Below are 17,736 nucleotides of genomic sequence, written 5' to 3'. Positions count from 1 at the left end.
ATCAGTCTTTGTCCTTGTTCAGTCGGTTGGCCGCCCACGTCAGCAGCAGTACGAAAAAGAAGTAGGAAATCACCAGCGCGCTGTTGAAGTGCCCGCTGCTGTTGCGCATGTTGTTGAGATACACCTGCAGGGTTTCGTAGCGGGTGCCCACCAGCAGGTTGGCGAACACGAACTCGCCGAACAGGAACGAAAACGACAACAGCAGCGCGATCATCAGGCCCTTGCGCAGGTTCGGCAGCACGACCAGAAACGCCGCCTGAAACGTGTTGGCGCCCAGCAGTTGAGCGGCGTCCATCAGGTCCACCAGGTTGATCGCCTGCAGGTTGTTGGTGATCGCCCGGTACATGAACGGCAGGGCAACGGTGAAGTAGCAGCCGATCAGAATCCATGGCGTGCCGACCATCGCCAGCGGCCCCGAACCGTACAGCTGCAACAGACCCACCGACGACACCACCGGCGGCACCGCGAAGGGCAGCAGGATGAGGATGTTCATCAGCGCGTCGAGCCTGGGGAAGTGGTAATGCACAACGAACAGCAGCGGCAAGATCAGCACCACCGAGAGCACCAGTGCACCGACGCACACCAGCAGCGAATGGCCGAATGCACGGAGAAAACGCGGGTCGCTCCACAGCGCGACGTACCATTTGTAGGTCAGCCCGTCGGGCAGAATCGTCGCCGACCAACTGGTCGCGATCGAGTACACAAACGTGCCCAGCAACGGCGCCAGCAGAATCAGAAACAACAGGTACACCACGACGCGGTGGTAGAGCCCCGGCGGGCGGCGTTCAGCGCGAGACATGGTAGCTCCTCTTCAACAGCCACTGATGCACCACCGTCACCAGCGTCATCATGCCCACCAGAATCATGGCCAGGGCGCTGGCCATGTTCGGGTCCAGCGTGATGTCGCCCGCGACCATCGCCGCGATGCGGATCGGCAGCACGTTAAAGTTGCCGGTGGTCAGCGCATAGACCGTGGCGTAGGCCCCCAGCGCGTTGGCCAGCAGGATCACAAAGGTGCCGAGCAGCGCAGGGGTCAGCACTGGAATCCCGATGTGCCGCCAGAAGTCCCAACCGCTGGCACCCAGCAGCGCCGCCGACTCGCGCCAGTCTTCCCGCAGCGCATCGAAGGCGGGGTAGAGCAGCAACACGCCAAGGGGGATCTGGAAGTAGGTGTAGAGAATGATCAGGCCGGTTTTCGAGTACAGGTTGAAGTCATCGATGATCCCGGCCTGCTTGAGAATCAGCGTCAGCGCGCCGTTGAAACCCAGCAGGATGATGAAGGCGAACGCGAGCGGCACCCCGGAAAAGTTGCTGGTCATGTTGGCGAAGGCGCTGACAAAATCCCTCAGTCGTGACGGCACTTTGCGCAGGGAATAGCTGCCGAGGATCGCGATGACGATGCCGATCAGGCTCGACCAGAAGCTGATCTCCAGGCTGTACTGCATGGCCTGGCGGTAAAAGCGCGAATTGAACGCCTTGATGAAGTTGTCGATGCCCCAGCCGGCGTCCGATTGCAGGCTGTTGATCGCCACCCACGCCAGCGGCGCGATCTGGAAGGCGATGAAGAACACCGCAAAAGGCACGAGGCACAAAAGCCCCAGCCACTTGCCCCGACTTTGTGAATTCACTTGAGCACCTCGTTGCACACGGGCTTGTCATGGGGCACGCCGAGCAACTCGCAGACGATGCCGCAAATTTCCAGCTGCTTCGGTTGGGCGTCCGGGTCGAGGCTGAAGGCATCGCCAATGACGAACAGCGGCACCTCCCGCTCTTCCGCAAGCACGCCGTTGTGGGAGCGGTCGTTGTTCATGCCGTGATCCGCAGTCACCAGCACTTGATAACCCGCATCCAGCCAGCGCTGCAGATACTCGGCGAGGATGATGTCGGCGGACCGTGCGCTGTTGCGGTACTGCGGAGTGTCGAGCCCGTGCTTGTGGCCGGCGTCGTCAATGTTCATCGGGTGGACGAACAGAAAATTCGGCGCGTACGCGGTGCGAAGATGCTCGGCGTCGTCGAACAGGTGGGAATCGGGGTAATGGTCGACGTAATAGAAGTGCCCATGCTGAATCGGCAGTTCGGCGTCGTCGGTGTGGCGGTCGCGTGCGGCAATGAACGGGCTGCGGTTATAGAGCTCGCTGACCCAGTGGTACGCCGCAGCGGCGGTGGTCAGGCCGGCGTCGGCGGCGTAATGAAACACGCTGCGCTGATTGGAAAGCCGGGAAACCTGGTTGTGGACGATGCCGCTGTCGATGGGCGCAACGCCGGTGAGAATGCACTCATACAGCGGACGTGAAAGAGACGGCAGCTCGCACTCGAGTTTGTACAATGCCGCACGTCCTGCGTTGCGATAGGCCAGCAAATGCCCCATCGCGTGGTGCGCCACGCTGTAACTCAGGCCGTCCAGCAGGATGAGGATGACGTTGTGTTTCATGACATCTCCGCAAGGTGGATCGCCGAACATGACTGTAGGAGTGAGCTTGCTGGCGAGCGAGGTATGCCTGCGACAGACAGGTTGACTGACACACCGATATCGCGAGCAAGCTCACTCCTACAAGGGTCTGCGTTAGCAGTGAAGGGGTTACTGCATCTCGACGATGACTTGCTCGTTCCACTGTTGCGGCAGAGCCTTCGAGGTTTTCTCCCAGGCTGCAGGGTCCTTGATCGGCGTCACGTTCTTGTATTGCTCGTTGGGCAGCAGCTTGGCTTGCACCTCTGCTGGCAGCTTGAGGTGCTCGGCACGGATCGGACGCGCATTACCGTTGGCCAGGTTGATCTGGCCGGCGTCGCTAAAGATGTATTCGCGGGCCAGCTTGGCAGCGTTCGGGTGCTTGGCGTATTTGTTGATGATGGTGGTGTAGCCCGAGATCACCGAACCGTCGGACGGGATCAACACCACGTAGTCGTCAGGGTTAGTCATCTTGGCCTTGTAGCTCAGGCCGTTGAAGTCCCAGACCACGCCCACTTCCACTTCGCCTTTTTCCATCGACTGGATCGACGGGTTGTTGATGCCCAGGCGCTTCTGCTTGGCCAGTTCGGTGAACAGCTGCAGGCCCGGCGCGACGTTGGTTTCATCGCCTTTCATGGCAATAGCCGCGGCCAGTACACCGTTGGCAGCCTGGGCTGCGGTGCTGACGTCGCCGATGGTGACTTTGTATTTACCGTTCTTCAGGTCAGCCCACTTGGTCGGCACGTCCGAGCCATGCAGCAGCTTCTTGTTGACGATGAAAGCGATGGTCCCGGTGTAGGCGAGTGCCCAGTGACCTTCCTTGTCCTTGGCCCAGTCCGGCACCTGATCCCATGTGGTCGGCTTGTACGGCTGGGTCACGCCTTTGGCCACCGCAATGGGGCCGAACGCCGCACCGACGTCGCCGATGTCAGCGCTGGCGTTGTCTTTTTCCGCATCGAACTTGGCCACTTCCTGCGCCGAACTCATGTCGGTGTCCATGTGCACCAGACCGTACTTGGCGGTCAGGTCGGTCCAGGTGCCTTTCCAGTTCGCCCAGTCATCGGGCATGCCCACGCTGTTGACCGCGCCTTCGGTTTTGGCGGCGGCTTCGAGCGTCTTGAGGTCAGTGTCGGCGGCCATGGCCGAAGTGCTCAGCGCGATGGCCGAACCCAGGAGTGATGCCAGCAAAAGGTGTTTCATTCGAAGCTCCTTTGTGCACTTCTCGACGGACTCATAGAAGTGTTCGTTGCGGATGGTTGGTCTAGGTCAGCAATACCTGAGCCAAGTTAGGCGAGTTACATGACGCTTTCGTGTCCAGGCCGGCACTTGCCAGGGCCGGCGACTGGCCCGGTCATTGCTGTGCAAACAGCGTAGACCATGCACAACCCTCTGTTCTGCAAAGGCTAATGACTCAGGGTCAGTCCATGCGAGAGCGTTCCACCGGCTGGAATGTCACGCAACGGTCATCTACGCTGCCTAGGCTCGGGAGCATCGAAACGGGCCAGACAGCCGGCAAGCCTGCCCCTAAATAGCGCTGGTCTAGTCCAGATAGGTAACGCAATGCGCGAAGAAATGCCCCGAGCGGTGACGACCATCTGCAATGCGCTGCAAGAACAGATCGAACACGGTCTGCTGCCGCCGGGCAGCAAGTTGCCCGCCGAACGCAAGTTGAGTGAGGTCTTCAATACCACGCGGATTACCTTGCGAGAGGCCTTGGTGCAGCTTGAAGCTCAGGGGTTGATCTACCGCGAAGAGCGGCGGGGCTGGTTCATCTCACCGCCGCGGCTGGCCTACGACTTGATGCGCCGCAGCCACTTTCACGCCATGGTTCAGGCCCAAGGCCGTGTGCCGGCGACTCAGGTGATTTCGGCAAGACTGCAGCCCGCACCGGCAGTGATCTGCGGCCTGCTGCAACTGTCGGCGCTGTCCAGCGTGATCAAGATCTGCCGAACCCGTCGCATTGATGAGCGGCTGGTGCTGTACGTCGAGCACTACCTCAACCCGGATTACTTTCCGCAGATCCTTGAGCTGGATTTGAATCAGTCCCTGACCGAGCTTTATGCCAGCCACTACGAGATTCACTACGGGCAGGTGCGTTTCGAGATGGTGCCGACAGCGTTACCGGTGGAAGCCGCCGGGGCACTCAAGGTGTCCATCGGCAGCCCGGGCCTGCGCATCGCCCGGGTCAATCACGATCAGCGTGGCCGTTTGATTGATTGCGATCTGGAGTATTGGCGCCACGATGCAATTCATGTCAGTGCGGTGGTGGGAGATTGTTAGAGAACCCGTATTGAAACGGATGCGGCAAGTGCATAGGGCGTTTGCTCAGCAGAGCCGAGCGTCTACCGTCCTTTACAAATCCAGCACCAGGTCCGATGTCGGTGTGCTACAGCACAGCAACCTGAACCCCTTGTCTATTTCACGCTGGCGGATACCCCCATTGTGGTTCATCTCGACCGTCCCTTGAAGCACCGCGGTCTTGCAGGTGCCGCATACACCCTGACCGCAGGATGACGGCAGGATTGCCCCGGCCTTCTTCGCCGCCGACAACACGGATTGTCCGGCCGCTGCGATGAGTGTTTTGCCTGACCGCGCCAGGGTGATAGTGAACAGCGTTTGCGCAAGCTCGACGTTGGGCACCTGATCAGACAGCGGCGACTCTAAAGCTGCCGCGATATCGAAGCTCTCTTCGTGGTAGTGCAGGAAGTCAAAGCCGCCCTGTTTCAAAACCGCTTTGACCGCATCCATGTAGCCTTTCGGTCCGCACGTAAACACCTCCCGCTCTTTGAAATCCGGTACGTGCTCGTTTAGCCATTGCAGGTCGAGACGGCCGACCGGCAAGCGCCACTCGCTGTCTGCACCTCTGCTTTCGCAGATATTCAGAACTCGCAGCCCCGGCCGCGTCGCCTGCATGCGTGTCAGCTCATCATTGAAAATGATATCGGCCGGCGTCCTCGCGCTGTGTACGAAGGCGATATCCAGATGAGCTGCCAGGTCGGCGCTTGATCTTGCCATCGACATCAACGGCGTTATCCCCGAGCCTGCAGAGAGATACAGCAGCTTGCGCTCGGGATGGCCTACCGGGGTGAAGCGTCCTGCAGGTCCTGATGCCAATAGTTGACCACCCACGTGCAGGTTCTCGTGCAGCCAGTTCGACACCGTGCCGCCAGGCACTCGCTTGACGGTGATCGAGAACACAAACGGCCGGGTGGGTGAAGAAGAAAGGGTGTAGCAGCGGGCAATCATCTGCCCGCCGATAACGGGAGAGACCGTAATAAATTGCCCCGGCTCGTAACCCAATGCGTTGAAGTCCGCACAACGCAGACTAAAGGTCTTCACGTCATGGGTTTCTTCCCTCACGTCACAGCACAACAAGGTCTTTTGCTCGCCGCTGTGCCACTGCGCTCCATACGCGCTCCAAGTGTCTGGATCTGAAAGGAGGTGCTGCGAGGCTTCCACGACGGGGGCCAAAGGCAGGGTCTGGGAACGTGTCATGGCTTACCTCACACACCGTGGGCGGCAAGCCGCGCGGCGTACCAGCGGGAAAACTGATCGACGTAGGACTCGGTGAAAGTAGAGAACGGGCCGGGTGAGTAGCCAGGGTCTTGGGTGCCGCTATGGGTGATTGCGACCAGGTTGGCGTCTTGTAGATTGGTAGCCTTCCAGACCTCGACCAGCTTTTGAACCTGATAATCGACACCCTCTACAGCGTCAGCATTAACCAGCCATCTGGTACGAACCAGGGTTTTGTCCGGGGCGAGCGGAATGATGTAAGAAACGACGGCGTGATCGCTCATCACGTGCGTCCAGGAGTTGTGCGTCCACAAGTGAACGTCACCCAGGTCGCGCCGGGCCAGTTCGCCGAGCAGGCGAGTGCAGGCTACCCGGGTGTCGACTGTCTGGGACTCGCCATTGCCCGCTATCACCAGTCGCTGCGTGCGAAACTGCGTCTCGGCATCCACATTCAGATGTTCCACGGCATCACAGGCGAACCCGTCGTCTTCCCAGCTTTTTTTAGCGGCAGCGTTACGCTGTTCATATTCGACGAGGGCCTGCAAGGACTCCTCACTAAGCCCCTCAGCGCAGAAACCAAAGTCCTCCGGAAGAAAAGAGGCCGTCAACTCCGGGTGAGTGGCCGAGCAGTGATAACACTCGCGGTTGTTCTCGATGACCAGCTTCCAGTTCCCGTTTTCAATGATGTCGGATTCATGGGCGATTTTGGTATGCGCCAAGCCGTAAGGCGCGAATCGCGGCACCATTGTGTTTTCAAGAAGTGCGATGTCTTGCGGCGGCTGATCGCTCAGGCAAACAAACAGGTGCGTTCCGACCACTCTGGTATGGACCGGGACCAGATTTCTACACGAAGCATCGAATTCGCGACCCATGTGCGCAGCGTGTTTGAGACTGCCTTCCAGCGAGTACGTCCATTGGTGATATGGACAGACCAACAAGCCTACCGTGGACTTGCCTGCCGGTTTGAGCCGAGCGCCGCGGTGTCGACACACGTTGCGAAAGGCCTGGATCTTCTCGTCATCGTCGCGAACAAGAATCACCGAGGACCTACCGATATCTACGGTAAAGACATCGCCCGGTTCGGGAACATCCGCCGTGACGCCTACCAATATCCAATGCCGTTCAAAGAAGATGTTCATGTCGTTCTCGAACACATCTTCCCGGCCGAACAACGCACCGTTCATGCCATGGCCTGGCTTGCGGGAATCAACTAACAGGCGATGCGATTCGACGGCGGCAATGCTCATGGCTGCACCTCTCAGGCGGGCTTTCATCGCGTTTTCGGCGGGTTGAATCGAGTATCGTGAGGGCGTCGGGGAGCGTCAACGCGCTATATTTTCAAGGTCGCATAGCCGCAGGTTATGCGTGTCGTGGATTGACTGCCGTAACCATTTGAAAGATGTCGCCGACAGTAAGTGTCAGTCAAGCGCTCTCAGCCAATCAGCCAGCCTGTGCACCAGCGTGGTCATCTGCCGCCCGTTGGGTACTACCAGGTAATAGGCCTCTTTGGGCCGTACGACACACGATGTGAGTCGCACCAACTCACCACTTGCGAGCAGGGGTTCAATCAGACGGTTCCAGCCCAGAACGATTCCGTGACCCTGAGTGGCCGCTCGGATAGCGTCGGCGTAAGCGCTGCAGCGCAGCGCATATTTCAATTTAGGTCGCTCCTCCCCAAGCTCCCTGAACCAGCCCTGCCACGTCATCCAGCCTTCCATGGTCGCATCCGAGTCGATGAGCTCAGCCTGCATGAGCCCCTCTGCGCCGGTGGGTGCGTCATGGGTGTTGAGCCAGCCGGGTGAGCAGGCTGCAAACACCTCTTCGTCGAACAGATAAACCGATGTGCCATCGTCCCACTTGCCATCGCCGTAGCGTACCGCAAGATCGATGTCGTCGCTGCGCAGGTCCGGCGTCAGCATGTGCGTGACCAGACGCAGTTGCAGACCGGGTTGCGAGACGCGCAAGGCACCGAGACGAGGCAGAATCCTCAACTGGGAGAACGCCGATGTGCTGGCAAGTACCACCTGTTGATCGGTGATGCCCTTGCTGACCTTGTCGAAAACACTCGCCATGCGCTGCAGCGATTCAGAAGCCACGGCAAACAGTGTAAGCCCTTCGCTGGTGAGCTTGATCGCCCGGTGCAAGCGATGAAACAGGCGTGCGCCAAGGGTTTCTTCAAGGTAACGAATCTGCTTGCTGACGGCGGCTTGGGTGACGCCCAATTCTTGAGCCGCGAGGGTGAAGCTGTTCAGTCGCGCAACTGCCTCGAAAACCAGCAAGGCGGTCATGGAGGGGATCAGGCGCCGGTAGCCTTTGACCTTTTTGGTCGGTTCCCCTGCTTGCATTTTCATGGTCACTCACCCGGAACGGCGTAAAGGGATGTCGTCCTAATGTACATCCATGTACATCAAAAGGTCATGGGCGTACAGTTGCTTCACTCATTTTCAATCAAAGGCGACATGCACATGTCGGATTCAGGCAAGGGCCGGGGTAAACCCTCGGACTCTGGATGGCGCGGCTCGCCTGAGGGCTGGCTTGAGGCTGCTTACGAGGCCTTGAAAGTGGCCGGCGTGGATGCCGTTCGGGTCATGCCGCTGGCCAAGCGGCTCAACCTTTCGCGCACCAGCTTCTACTGGTTTTTCCAGGACCGAGAACAGCTTTTGGCGGCCTTGCTCGCGCGCTGGAAGGACACGAATACCGGCGGCATGGTGAGGCAGTCCGAACGCTATGCGGAAAACATCACCGAGGCGATCCTCAACGTATTCGAGTGTTGGTTGAATCCGGAAATCTTTGATTCCCAGTTTGAGTTTGCGGTTCGCAGCTGGGCATTGCAGTCTGAGGAGGTCACCCGGGAAATCGCCGCAGCGGACGAGGCGCGCATTCAGGCGCTGACGCTGATGTTCAGGCGCTTCGGCTACGAGCAGGACGGCGCCGAGACCCGAGCCCGAACGATCTACTTGACGCAGATCGGTTATATCTCGATGAAAACCTCCGAGGACATCACCGAACGGTTCAGGCGGATTCCGCACTACGTTTCGATATTCACCGGCAAATCGCCGAAAAAGCGTGAGCTCGACCGTTTTTACGGCACGTTCGGTTACGCCGAAACCGCACCGGGCGAGTTCGGCGCTCTTACGGATACCTTCGAGGAAGCACACAGTGCGCGTTAGCACCCTGGGCATCATCGGAGGCACGGGGTGGCTGGGAGGAGCGCTCGCGCAAGCCGTGCTGGAAACAGGCTTTTTGCGCGCCGGCAGCCTGTTTCTCTCCAATCGATCAGGCCGTCATCCCTTGCAAGCTTCGGGTGCCCAGCTGCTAATTGACAATCAGGCAGTGGTGGATGCCAGCGACACGGTCGTTATCTCGGTTCGGCCCGAGCAATTTAGTGAGCTGACTCTCGACGCTTCGGGCAAACGGGTGATTTCGCTCATGGCGGGCGTCACGTCGCAGGCGATCGCCGAGGCGACCGGTGCGACTGTCGTGGTGCGGGCGATGCCCAATGCGGCGGTCGCTATCCGCCAGTCGTTTACGCCGTGGCACTGCTCGAGCGAGCTGACGCCTGCCGCGGTGGCCTTCGTGCAAGGTATGTTCGGCTGCGTCGGAATGGCGAGCCGCGTGCCGACTGAGCAGTGCATCGATTACCTGAGCGCATTGTCGGGAACCGGCCCGGCGTTGCCTGCATTGCTGATGGCCGCGCTCATGCGCCAGGCGGTAGCGGCAGGCGTGCCAGAGGACATTGCCCAAGACGCTGCGCGGGGTGTGGTGGTGAACGCGAGTCAGTTGCTGGCCACGACCGAGCCACACGCTCTGCTCGACGCACTCAAGGCATATAAAGGCGTGACTGCTCAGGCTTTACAAAGCCTTGAGGACGCTGGCTTTGAACGTTTGATTGGCGATGCGGTGCACGCGGGTGCCGAGGTCGCACGCAGAGGAATGTAGCCCTGCGATTTCGGCAATAGTCCGGTTACCTGCGACGGCACACGGGCACGAACCTTCTGAGGTCCAGGCATGCTCGTCGTAGGTAACTGCGGCCACAGTGGGGTCTAGTACGCTGGGTCAGATGTCCTTCATCAACCGTAGCGCGTCATAAATTGCGGCGTGTGTGTTGCGTGCGGCGACAGCATCTCCAATGCGAAACAGCTGGAAACGCCCGTCCGGGTTTGTGACCAGATTTTGAGCATTGCCTGCAATCAGGTCGTGCTGCTCTACCGCCCCGCCGTTGCTGGAGTGCGGCCGCAGATCAAAGTAGAGGTCATCCAGCGGCAACGTACCGTGGTTGATCACGACCTGATCGACCACACGCTCCTTATGGACTTTGCCGTAGTCGCTGCCGAATACCGCCACCAGCTTGCCGTCGCGTTTATGCACCGACTCAACGCGATAGGTCACGGTAAACACTACGTCCAGGTCCTGAAGACTGCGCATGTATGGAACCAGATTCATCGCCATGATTTCTGGCGAAAACGCCCGATCCGGTGTAACGATCTCCAGATGTGCGCCGCTTTGTGCAATCACTTCGGCGGCCTGCAGTGCGGCGTGATCACCTGCGTCATCAAAGATCAGGACGTTTCTGCCCGGTTTGACGTCCCCGGAAATGATGTCCCAAGCCGACACGACCCACTCGTTGCCCTCTTTCAGCACTTCTGTGTCAGGCAGGCCGCCGGTGGCGACGATAACCACCTCCGGTTCCAGTTCCTCGACTGTTCCAGCTTCTGCCCAGGTGTTGAATTGGAACTTCACACCCATGCGTTCGCATTGCGCCATGCGCCAGTCGATGATGCTGATCATCTCGCGCCGCCGTTCATTAAGAGACGTCAAAAGGATCTGTCCACCTGGACGGTCTGCGGCTTCCAGCACAGTCACGTCATGACCTCTCTCCGCGGCGACACGTGCCGCCTCAAGCCCGCCAGGGCCTGCGCCGACTACTACTATCTTGCGTCGGATCGTGGCTTTCGTTATCTCATGCGGCATCGTGGTTTCACGGCCAGTCGCCGGATTGTGAATGCAATAGGCAGCACCTCCCTGATAAATCCGGTCCAGACAGTAGTTGGCGCCGACGCAAGGCCGGATATCTTCCTCACGCTTTTCGATGATCTTGCGCACGATGTGTGGGTCAGTCATGTGAGCACGTGTCATGCCGACCATATCAACCTTGCCCGATGCGATCGCATGGCGAGCGGTCGCTACGTCAGGGATCTTGGCAGCATGAAAGGTCGGGAAGCCGGTCGCCGCGCGGATCTCACCGGCGAAATCCAGATGAGGCGAGTTGCGCATACCCTGAATCGGAATAACGTCAGTCAAACCGGCGTCAGTGTCGATATGGCCTTTGACGACGTTGAGAAAATCCACCAGACCGCTGTCCTTGAGCCTGTGGGAAATGGCCAGTCCCTCTTCGGCGCCAAACCCGCCTGGCAGGTCTTCGTCTCCGGTGTAACGCACGCCAAGTAAAAAGTCCTCACCGCACTGTTTGCGAATGCCGCGCAATATGTCGAAGGTGAAGCGCAGGCGGTTGTCCAGCGAGCCACCGTAATCGCCTTGCAGTTCATTGGTAAGAGGCGACCAGAACTGATCCATGAGATGGCCGTAAGCCTGAAGCTCCAGGCCGTCCATGCCGGCGGCTTTCATACGTTCCGCGGCGTCAACGTAATCCTGGATGATGCGCTGGATGTCCCAGTCTTCAAGCTTTTTCGGGAATGACCGGTGCGAGGCCTCACGCCGGTGTGAAGGCGACACCACGGGTAACCAGTCTGCCTTGTCCCAGCGTGTGCGACGGCCCAGGTGAGTCAGCTGGATCATGACCGCGGCACCATGCTCGTGGCACTCGTCGGTCAGGTCTTTCAGCCAGCCCACCACCTCATCCTTGTACGCCAGCACATTGTTAAAGACCGGCGGGCTGTCACGCGAGACGGCGGCCGAGCCTGCGGTCATGGTCAGTGCCACCCCGGCCTTTGCCCGTTCAACGTGATAGGCCCTGTACAAATCCTTCGGCATTCCGTCGACCGGATAAGCCGGTTCGTGCGAGGTCGTGATGATGCGATTTCTGAGGGTCAGATTCTTGATTTTGTAAGGCTGCAGTAGCGGATCGCTGGACATCGTGGGGCGCTCCTGTCGGGGAATATCAGGCTGGGTTCACGCAAAATTAGGAGTAATGTACATGTGTGTCAAGTATGGACGACGTCTATGTACATTTTGCTTGCGCCCCTACTAGCCGTGTGCTTAATATCGGCCGAACAGCCAGCCGAGACTGGCGATTCGACGCTTTCGCTGCCACACCCGGAACACCCATACACGACAGGGGACATGCACGATGGATGCTTATTCGCCGTATAAGAAAAAACGTATTGGTTGGTTGGCAGCGAGTGCCATGATGGCTGTAAGCCTGCTGGGGCACGCTGCGGAACAGCCGCCCGTGCGCATCGGGTGGGTGAATTGGTCAGACACGGAAATCACCGTGAAGCTGGCCAACCTGGTACTTGAGGATCAGCTGAAACAACCGGTCAAGCTGGTCATGGCTGACATCGGTATTCAGTTCCAGGCCATGGCCAACGGCAACATCGACCTTATCCCGATGGTGTGGTTGCCGGGCACACACAAGGCCTTCTACGACAAGTACAAGGATAAGCTCGAAGATTTAGGCGTGCTGTATGAAGGCCGCATCGGTATGGCCGTCCCGGACATTGTGCCGGCCAGCGAAGTGGCAAGCCTGTCGGATCTGAACAAGCCGGGCATCGCGGAAAAATTCGACGGCAAGATTCTCACGTCTGAAGTCGGTAACGGTCAGTACAAACTGACCGAGAAAGTCATCAACGATAAGAAGATAGTCGGCTACAAGATGGTGGCATCTTCAGAAAGCGGCATGCTGAGCGAACTGGACCGCAACCTCAAACGCGGGAAGTGGTCCCTGGTCAACGCCTGGAGTCCGCACTGGATGTTTGCCAAGTATCCGCTGCGTTATCTGGATGATCCGGAGCACCTGTTTGGCGGCACCGAGCAGATCCATGTCGTTGCCCGCAAAGGTTTCAGCGAGCAATACCCGAAGGTGGCGCGGTTCTTCTCTCGCTTTTCTATCCCCCAGGCTGACCTCCAGGCAATGATGTCCGAGGCGCGGCAGTCAGGTAATTCATCCGAGAAAGTCGTCGCCGCTTACTACGCCGCGAACAAACCGAAGTTTGTGGCTATGGTTGAAGGCAACGAGACGGCGGCGAACAATCTTTAAAGGTTGCCAAGGCTCTGGTTGCCGTCGCCTGATCGGGAGGCAACCATCGTCTTGCGGGTGGTGGGGTTAATTGGCTGGTGAATCATCTCGGGTGCCACGCACCTTGCTCACGCTGCCGCCGCTGGTGCTGACCTGCACGTTCAGGCGCGGCGTCGCCAGATCCATTCCGGCTTCGTCCAGGTAACGCTTGAGCGACAGGTTGAACGCCCGCGACACTTCCCATTGCTTGATCGGCGCGGTCTTGAAGCGCGCACGCAGGATGGCATTCCCGGATTCGAAACTCTCAACGCCCTGAATCTCCAGCGGTGACCAGATATTGCGTCGTTGCAGGGGGTCGGTGCGCATCTTCTGGCCGACGTCGCGGATCATCTTCAACGCGTCGTCGATGTTCATGTTCGACGGAATCGCGATGCGGAAAATGGCGTAGCCGAACTCGCGCGAGTAGTTCTGGATGCTTTTGATTTCGCTGAACGGGATGGTGTGCACGATCCCGTCGATGTCGCGCAGCCGCACCGTGCGGATGGTCAACCCTTCCACCGTCCCCAGGTGCCCGCCGACATCGACATAGTCGTCGATGGCCAGGGAGTCTTCGATGATGATGAACAGCCCGGTGATCAGGTCAGCCACCAGTGATTGCGCGCCGAAACCGATGGCCAGGCCGATCACGCCGGCACCGGCCAGCAGCGGCGTCACGTTCATGCCCATGTTCGCGAGCGCGACAATCAGCGCGATGATGAAAATGGTGACGAACAGGACGTTGCGGATCAGCGGCATCATGGTCTGTGCGCGGGTGTTGGCCAGACCTTTGCGCGAGCGGGTGAGGGCATGGTGAATGGCCGTGTCCGCCAGGATCCAGACCAGCCAGGCAAACATCAGCGTGGCGGCCAGGCCGATGAGCCGGATGCTGATGTCGTGGCCATCGCCTTCAGCGAAGCGAATCAGCGAAAGCCCCCACACACGCAGGCCCAACTCGATGAACACCAGCCAGATGAACAGGTGCGCGACGGTGTAGAAAAAGTTTTTCAGGCGATCCGAATACAGCGCATGCCGCTTGTGACTGTGGCTTGGCCGCAGCGAATGCCGCCGCACCAATCCGTTGATCACCATGCACAGCACCAGCAGTACGGTACAGATCAGCGCCTGACGTAATGCCGTGCTGGTATCGCCGGCAGAAAAGAACGTGGCAAACAGCGATACGCCCACCAGGACCAGTGCCGGCAGGTACCAGAAGCTGCCCAGGACCTCGATGCTGTCGCTCAGTGCGCGACGTTTGAGGCGGCGGGCCAGTGGCTGGTTACGAATCAAATGGGCAATCGGGCGGCGAAAACGCACGATGAACAAGCCGGTCGACAGCGCCGCCATGACATTCGCCAGGGTTGCTGCGGTGTGCGCCAGATGCACCCCGAGGCTGGCCACCAGACGCGGATCGCTGAGCGCTTCGCCGAACGCTGCAAAACTGCCGATCCACCACAAGGGCCGGAAAGCCTGATGACGCAGAATGTACAGCGCCTGATGCCGGTGTGGGCCGTCCAGCAGCGAAAACGCAATCACGCAGACTGCAGAGAACAGCGTGCCGATGACCAGCGCGTAGGCCAGCACCATCGCCAGATCCCGGCCAAGTGACGGCGGCAGCGAGTAGCTGAGATAAACCGTGATCACCAGCGCCACCAGCCAGGGTCCGAGCTTGCGCAGGGCAAATCGCAGCATGTCGGAAGGGCGCGGGTGTTGCGGCAGCTCGGCAGAAAGGCCGAAACGCAGACGCACCTTATGGCCTAGCCAGATCAATGCCGCCGCCAGCAGGCCCCATATGGCCAGCACGACGGCAAAGCCCCAGATGATTGGCCACCACTGATTGGCGGGCAGCATCAGCGCCATGAACTCATCCTGCGCCAGAGCGGCCTCATCCCCCCAGCGACTGAGCGGGCTGTCGGCGCCGGTGAACTGCTTTTCCAGCCCGGCAAACGAACTGCCGATCAGCCCAAGCACGCCCTGTTCAACGGTTGGCTGCGCTTTTTTGGTGGCGTCGCGGAGCTTCTTCAGGTCGTCCAGCAGTTTGCTGCGCTGTTGCTCGTTTTCGAGCGAAGTGATGACTTCGTCCAGCGACTGCCCCAACGGTTCTTGCGCCTGGGGCTGAGCCTTGTCGCCACCCCCGAGCAGACTCGGCAGACCGGCAGCCTGCGCCAGCGCAAAAGGAAATAACGCCAACAGGCAAAGCAGGAGCAGGCGCGGCAAAAAGGACAGTTGGGCGGGAGCAGTCACCGGAGAGCAGACCTCGAATCGACAGGCGCTTGAAGACGCGCGGCAACGGGCCGCGACGGGGTCAAGCAGAGCCGGTTGAGTTTACGAGTCGATGAGGGGTGTGGCGAGGGGCAATTGTGAAGTCCGGCCAAGCGCGATGTGCAGGCCGTTTCCGTGACGTGTGAAGGACACGCACGGCCTGCGTCAGACCGGGTCTGCGGTTAAGGCAATTCGGCGCTGGCGTAAAACGCCGACAGCACCTTGACCAGGTGCGCAAGGTCCTGACTGCCAGCCAGCTCACGGATCGAGTGCATCGCAAAGGTCGGCAGGCCGATGTCGACCGTCCTCACACCGAGGTGACCTGCGGTGATCGGACCGATGGTCGAACCACAGGCCATGTCGCTGCGCACCACAAAGCTCTGCACCGGTACCTCTTCAGCCATGCACAGGTGGCGGAAAAAGCCCGCGGTTTCGCTGTTGGTCGCGTAACGCTGGTTGCTGTTGACCTTGATTACCGGCCCTGCATTAAGTTTCGGGCCGTGGTTGGCGTCGTGTTTCTCGGCGTAGTTGGGGTGTACGCCGTGGGCATTGTCGGCCGAAATCAGCAGGGATTTCTGAATCGTGCGCACATAGTCGTCGCCGTCCGGGAGCAGGCGTTGCAGCACTTGTTCCAGCATCGGGCCGTCAGCGCCGCAGGCGGACGTCGAGCCGACTTCTTCGTGGTCGGTGCAGATCAGCAGGCAGGTTTCGTCGCCGTCTGCGTTGAGCAGCGCCTGCAAGCCGGCGAAGCAAGACAGCAGGTTATCCAGCCGGGCGCCGGCGATGAAATCACCGTTGAGACCGATGACCGCAGCGCTTTGGGTGTCATAGAAGCTGAGCTCGTAGTCGAGCACGACGTCGGCGTTCAGCCCATGCTCGCGGGCCAGTTGATCGGTCAGCAGGGCACGGAAGTCGGCGCGTTCGTCGCCAGCGACCTGGGCGAGGATCGGCGGCAGCTCGTTCTGCGCGTTGATCGGCCAGCCTTCATTGGCGGTGCGGTTCAAGTGGATCGCGAGGTTGGGAATGATCGCGATGGGCAGTTTGAAGTCGATGAGCTGGCTCTCGACTTTGCCGTCACGGCGGAAGGTGACGCGGCCGGCGAGAGAGAGGTCGCGGTCAAACCAGGGGGCGAGCAGGGCGCCGCCATAGACTTCGACGCCCAGTTGCCAGAAACCCTGGCGTTGCAGTTCGGGTTGAGGCTTGACGCGCAGGCATGGGCTGTCGGTGTGGGCGCCCACCAGGCGGATGCCGCCGGTCAGTGGCGACAGGCGACCCAGCTTGAATGCGACGATGGATGAGTCGTTGCGGGTGACGTAATAGCGGCCGCCGGTTTCGGTGTACCAGGGCTCTCGTTCGTCGAGGCGCTGATAGCCGGCGCCTTCGAGGCGTTGAACCAGGCTGGCGGTGGCATGAAAGGGGGTGGGGGAGGCCTTCAGGAAATCGATGAGGCCTTGGTTCAGCTCTTCGCGCATAAGTTACTCCAGACAGCAATGGACGGGAGTTTACAGGCCAATGGGTGGTTTGATCGAGATCAAGATCCAGATCCAGATCCAGATCCTTAAGATCAAAAGCGTCTGCCTAACGGCAAACTGTTTCGCCTTCGGCGAGTTACTTGATAAAGCCCCAAGTAACCAAGGGCTTGTGCTCCTGGTTGGGCTCCTCCTTCGTCGGAGTACCTTCACTCCGGTCTCGCTCCGTGGGCCCGCGCCGAACGGACATCCATGTCCTGACGGCGCTCTCGCCGCATCCATGCGGCTCGGCCCACTGCGCAAAACCTGCGTTCAGCCTGCACCCAAGTCGCGATTGGCGGTGACTGAACATTTGTGTATGAAGATCTAAAGCGCGTTTAGAGCAGATCAAAAGCTCCCGGCTGAAGCCGTTGCGTGCGCGGCCGCACGGGGTGAACTGAGTGGCAGGTCGTGGGTGGATCAATGGCTTCCCGGTTGGAGACATTGCGTGCGCTGGCCGTACTGGGTGAACGCAATTCCCTGTAGAAGCCGGCTTGCTGGCGAACGCGGTGATTCTGGTATGTAGATGGCGGCTGGATAAATGCATTCGCCAGCAAGCCGGCTCCTACAGATCCAGTGTACAAATCGAAATCCACCGTTGCCGTTGCCGTCGCTCTTGCTGTTGCTGTGCTTTTGATTTTCCTACACAAAAAGCCCAGACGCCGCCAAACGGGACTTTGGTACAGGCCATACTGGGTGAACGCAGTCCCCTGTAGGAGCCGGCTTGCTGGCGAACGCGGTGAGTCTGGTATGTAGATGGCGGCTGGATAAATGCA

14 protein-coding genes are annotated in these 17,736 nt (G+C 59.6%); 4 read left to right on the top strand and 10 right to left on the bottom strand.

Annotated elements, in window-relative coordinates:
• Window position 1 precedes the first annotated feature (1 nt).
• From LT42_RS13775 to LT42_RS13760, 4 genes are all read right to left on the bottom strand, one after another.
• The gene (locus tag LT42_RS13775) at window positions 2–799 is read right to left on the bottom strand and encodes an ABC transporter permease (RefSeq protein ID WP_037013865.1); all 798 of its coding nucleotides are present in this window, start codon (window positions 797–799) and stop codon (window positions 2–4) included.
• Window positions 786–1,628, bottom strand: coding sequence for an ABC transporter permease (locus tag LT42_RS13770; RefSeq protein ID WP_037013863.1), 843 nt, complete (start codon window positions 1,626–1,628; stop codon window positions 786–788). Before LT42_RS13770 ends, LT42_RS13775 begins: the two co-directional genes overlap by 14 nt.
• A complete protein-coding gene (locus LT42_RS13765; protein ID WP_037013860.1) occupies window positions 1,625–2,431 on the bottom strand; it encodes an alkaline phosphatase family protein in 807 nt (268 codons plus the stop codon). Before LT42_RS13765 ends, LT42_RS13770 begins: the two co-directional genes overlap by 4 nt.
• Before the next feature lie 147 nt (window positions 2,432–2,578).
• Window positions 2,579–3,646 (bottom strand): ABC transporter substrate-binding protein, encoded by a 1,068-nt coding sequence (locus LT42_RS13760; RefSeq protein WP_037013857.1) that lies wholly within the window; start codon window positions 3,644–3,646, stop codon window positions 2,579–2,581.
• 360 nt (window positions 3,647–4,006) lie between these two features.
• On the opposite strand from LT42_RS13760, the gene LT42_RS13755 reads away from it, so the two are divergent.
• A complete protein-coding gene (locus LT42_RS13755; RefSeq protein ID WP_037013855.1) occupies window positions 4,007–4,726 on the top strand; it encodes a UTRA domain-containing protein in 720 nt (239 codons plus the stop codon).
• Between the two features lie 72 nt (window positions 4,727–4,798).
• Here the strand turns inward: LT42_RS13755 and LT42_RS13750 are convergent, their stop codons facing one another.
• The 3 genes from LT42_RS13750 to LT42_RS13740 all read right to left on the bottom strand — a co-directional run bounded on the left by LT42_RS13750 (window position 4,799) and on the right by LT42_RS13740 (window position 8,304).
• The gene (locus LT42_RS13750; protein WP_052075280.1) at window positions 4,799–5,941 is read right to left on the bottom strand and encodes an FAD-binding oxidoreductase; all 1,143 of its coding nucleotides are present in this window, start codon (window positions 5,939–5,941) and stop codon (window positions 4,799–4,801) included.
• An 8-nt stretch (window positions 5,942–5,949) separates the two neighbouring features.
• A complete protein-coding gene (locus LT42_RS13745; RefSeq protein WP_037013852.1) occupies window positions 5,950–7,206 on the bottom strand; it encodes an aromatic ring-hydroxylating oxygenase subunit alpha in 1,257 nt (418 codons plus the stop codon).
• A 171-nt stretch (window positions 7,207–7,377) separates the two neighbouring features.
• Window positions 7,378–8,304 (bottom strand): LysR substrate-binding domain-containing protein, encoded by a 927-nt coding sequence (locus LT42_RS13740; RefSeq protein WP_037017270.1) that lies wholly within the window; start codon window positions 8,302–8,304, stop codon window positions 7,378–7,380.
• Between the two features lie 120 nt (window positions 8,305–8,424).
• On the opposite strand from LT42_RS13740, the gene LT42_RS13735 reads away from it, so the two are divergent.
• Both LT42_RS13735 and LT42_RS13730 read left to right on the top strand, forming a co-directional pair.
• Window positions 8,425–9,129 (top strand): TetR/AcrR family transcriptional regulator, encoded by a 705-nt coding sequence (locus tag LT42_RS13735; protein ID WP_037017268.1) that lies wholly within the window; start codon window positions 8,425–8,427, stop codon window positions 9,127–9,129.
• Window positions 9,119–9,898, top strand: a complete 780-nt coding sequence (locus LT42_RS13730) for a pyrroline-5-carboxylate reductase family protein (RefSeq protein ID WP_037013848.1) — start codon at window positions 9,119–9,121, stop codon at window positions 9,896–9,898. The genes LT42_RS13735 and LT42_RS13730 overlap by 11 nt, the downstream gene beginning before the upstream one ends.
• Window positions 9,899–10,015: 117 nt before the next feature.
• Here the strand turns inward: LT42_RS13730 and LT42_RS13725 are convergent, their stop codons facing one another.
• Window positions 10,016–12,052 (bottom strand): NADH:flavin oxidoreductase, encoded by a 2,037-nt coding sequence (locus tag LT42_RS13725; RefSeq protein WP_037013846.1) that lies wholly within the window; start codon window positions 12,050–12,052, stop codon window positions 10,016–10,018.
• Window positions 12,053–12,266: 214 nt separating this feature from the next.
• Between LT42_RS13725 and LT42_RS13720 the strand changes: the two genes are divergently transcribed.
• The gene (locus tag LT42_RS13720; RefSeq protein WP_037013843.1) at window positions 12,267–13,175 is read left to right on the top strand and encodes a glycine betaine ABC transporter substrate-binding protein; all 909 of its coding nucleotides are present in this window, start codon (window positions 12,267–12,269) and stop codon (window positions 13,173–13,175) included.
• Between the two features lie 66 nt (window positions 13,176–13,241).
• Here the strand turns inward: LT42_RS13720 and LT42_RS13715 are convergent, their stop codons facing one another.
• Both LT42_RS13715 and LT42_RS13710 read right to left on the bottom strand, forming a co-directional pair.
• Window positions 13,242–15,434: a mechanosensitive ion channel family protein gene (locus tag LT42_RS13715; RefSeq protein WP_037013840.1), complete on the bottom strand. Its 2,193-nt coding sequence runs from the start codon at window positions 15,432–15,434 to the stop codon at window positions 13,242–13,244.
• 200 nt (window positions 15,435–15,634) lie between these two features.
• On the bottom strand, window positions 15,635–16,924 hold the full coding sequence (locus LT42_RS13710; RefSeq protein WP_037013838.1) for a M18 family aminopeptidase: 1,290 nt from the start codon (window positions 16,922–16,924) through the stop codon (window positions 15,635–15,637).
• Window positions 16,925–17,736: the final 812 nt, after the last annotated feature.

Source organism: Pseudomonas lutea (genome assembly GCF_000759445.1).
Classification (GTDB): domain Bacteria; phylum Pseudomonadota; class Gammaproteobacteria; order Pseudomonadales; family Pseudomonadaceae; genus Aquipseudomonas; species Aquipseudomonas lutea.
Note: the sequence above shows the minus strand (reverse complement) of the source record. Positions and strands in the feature narration are given on the sequence as shown.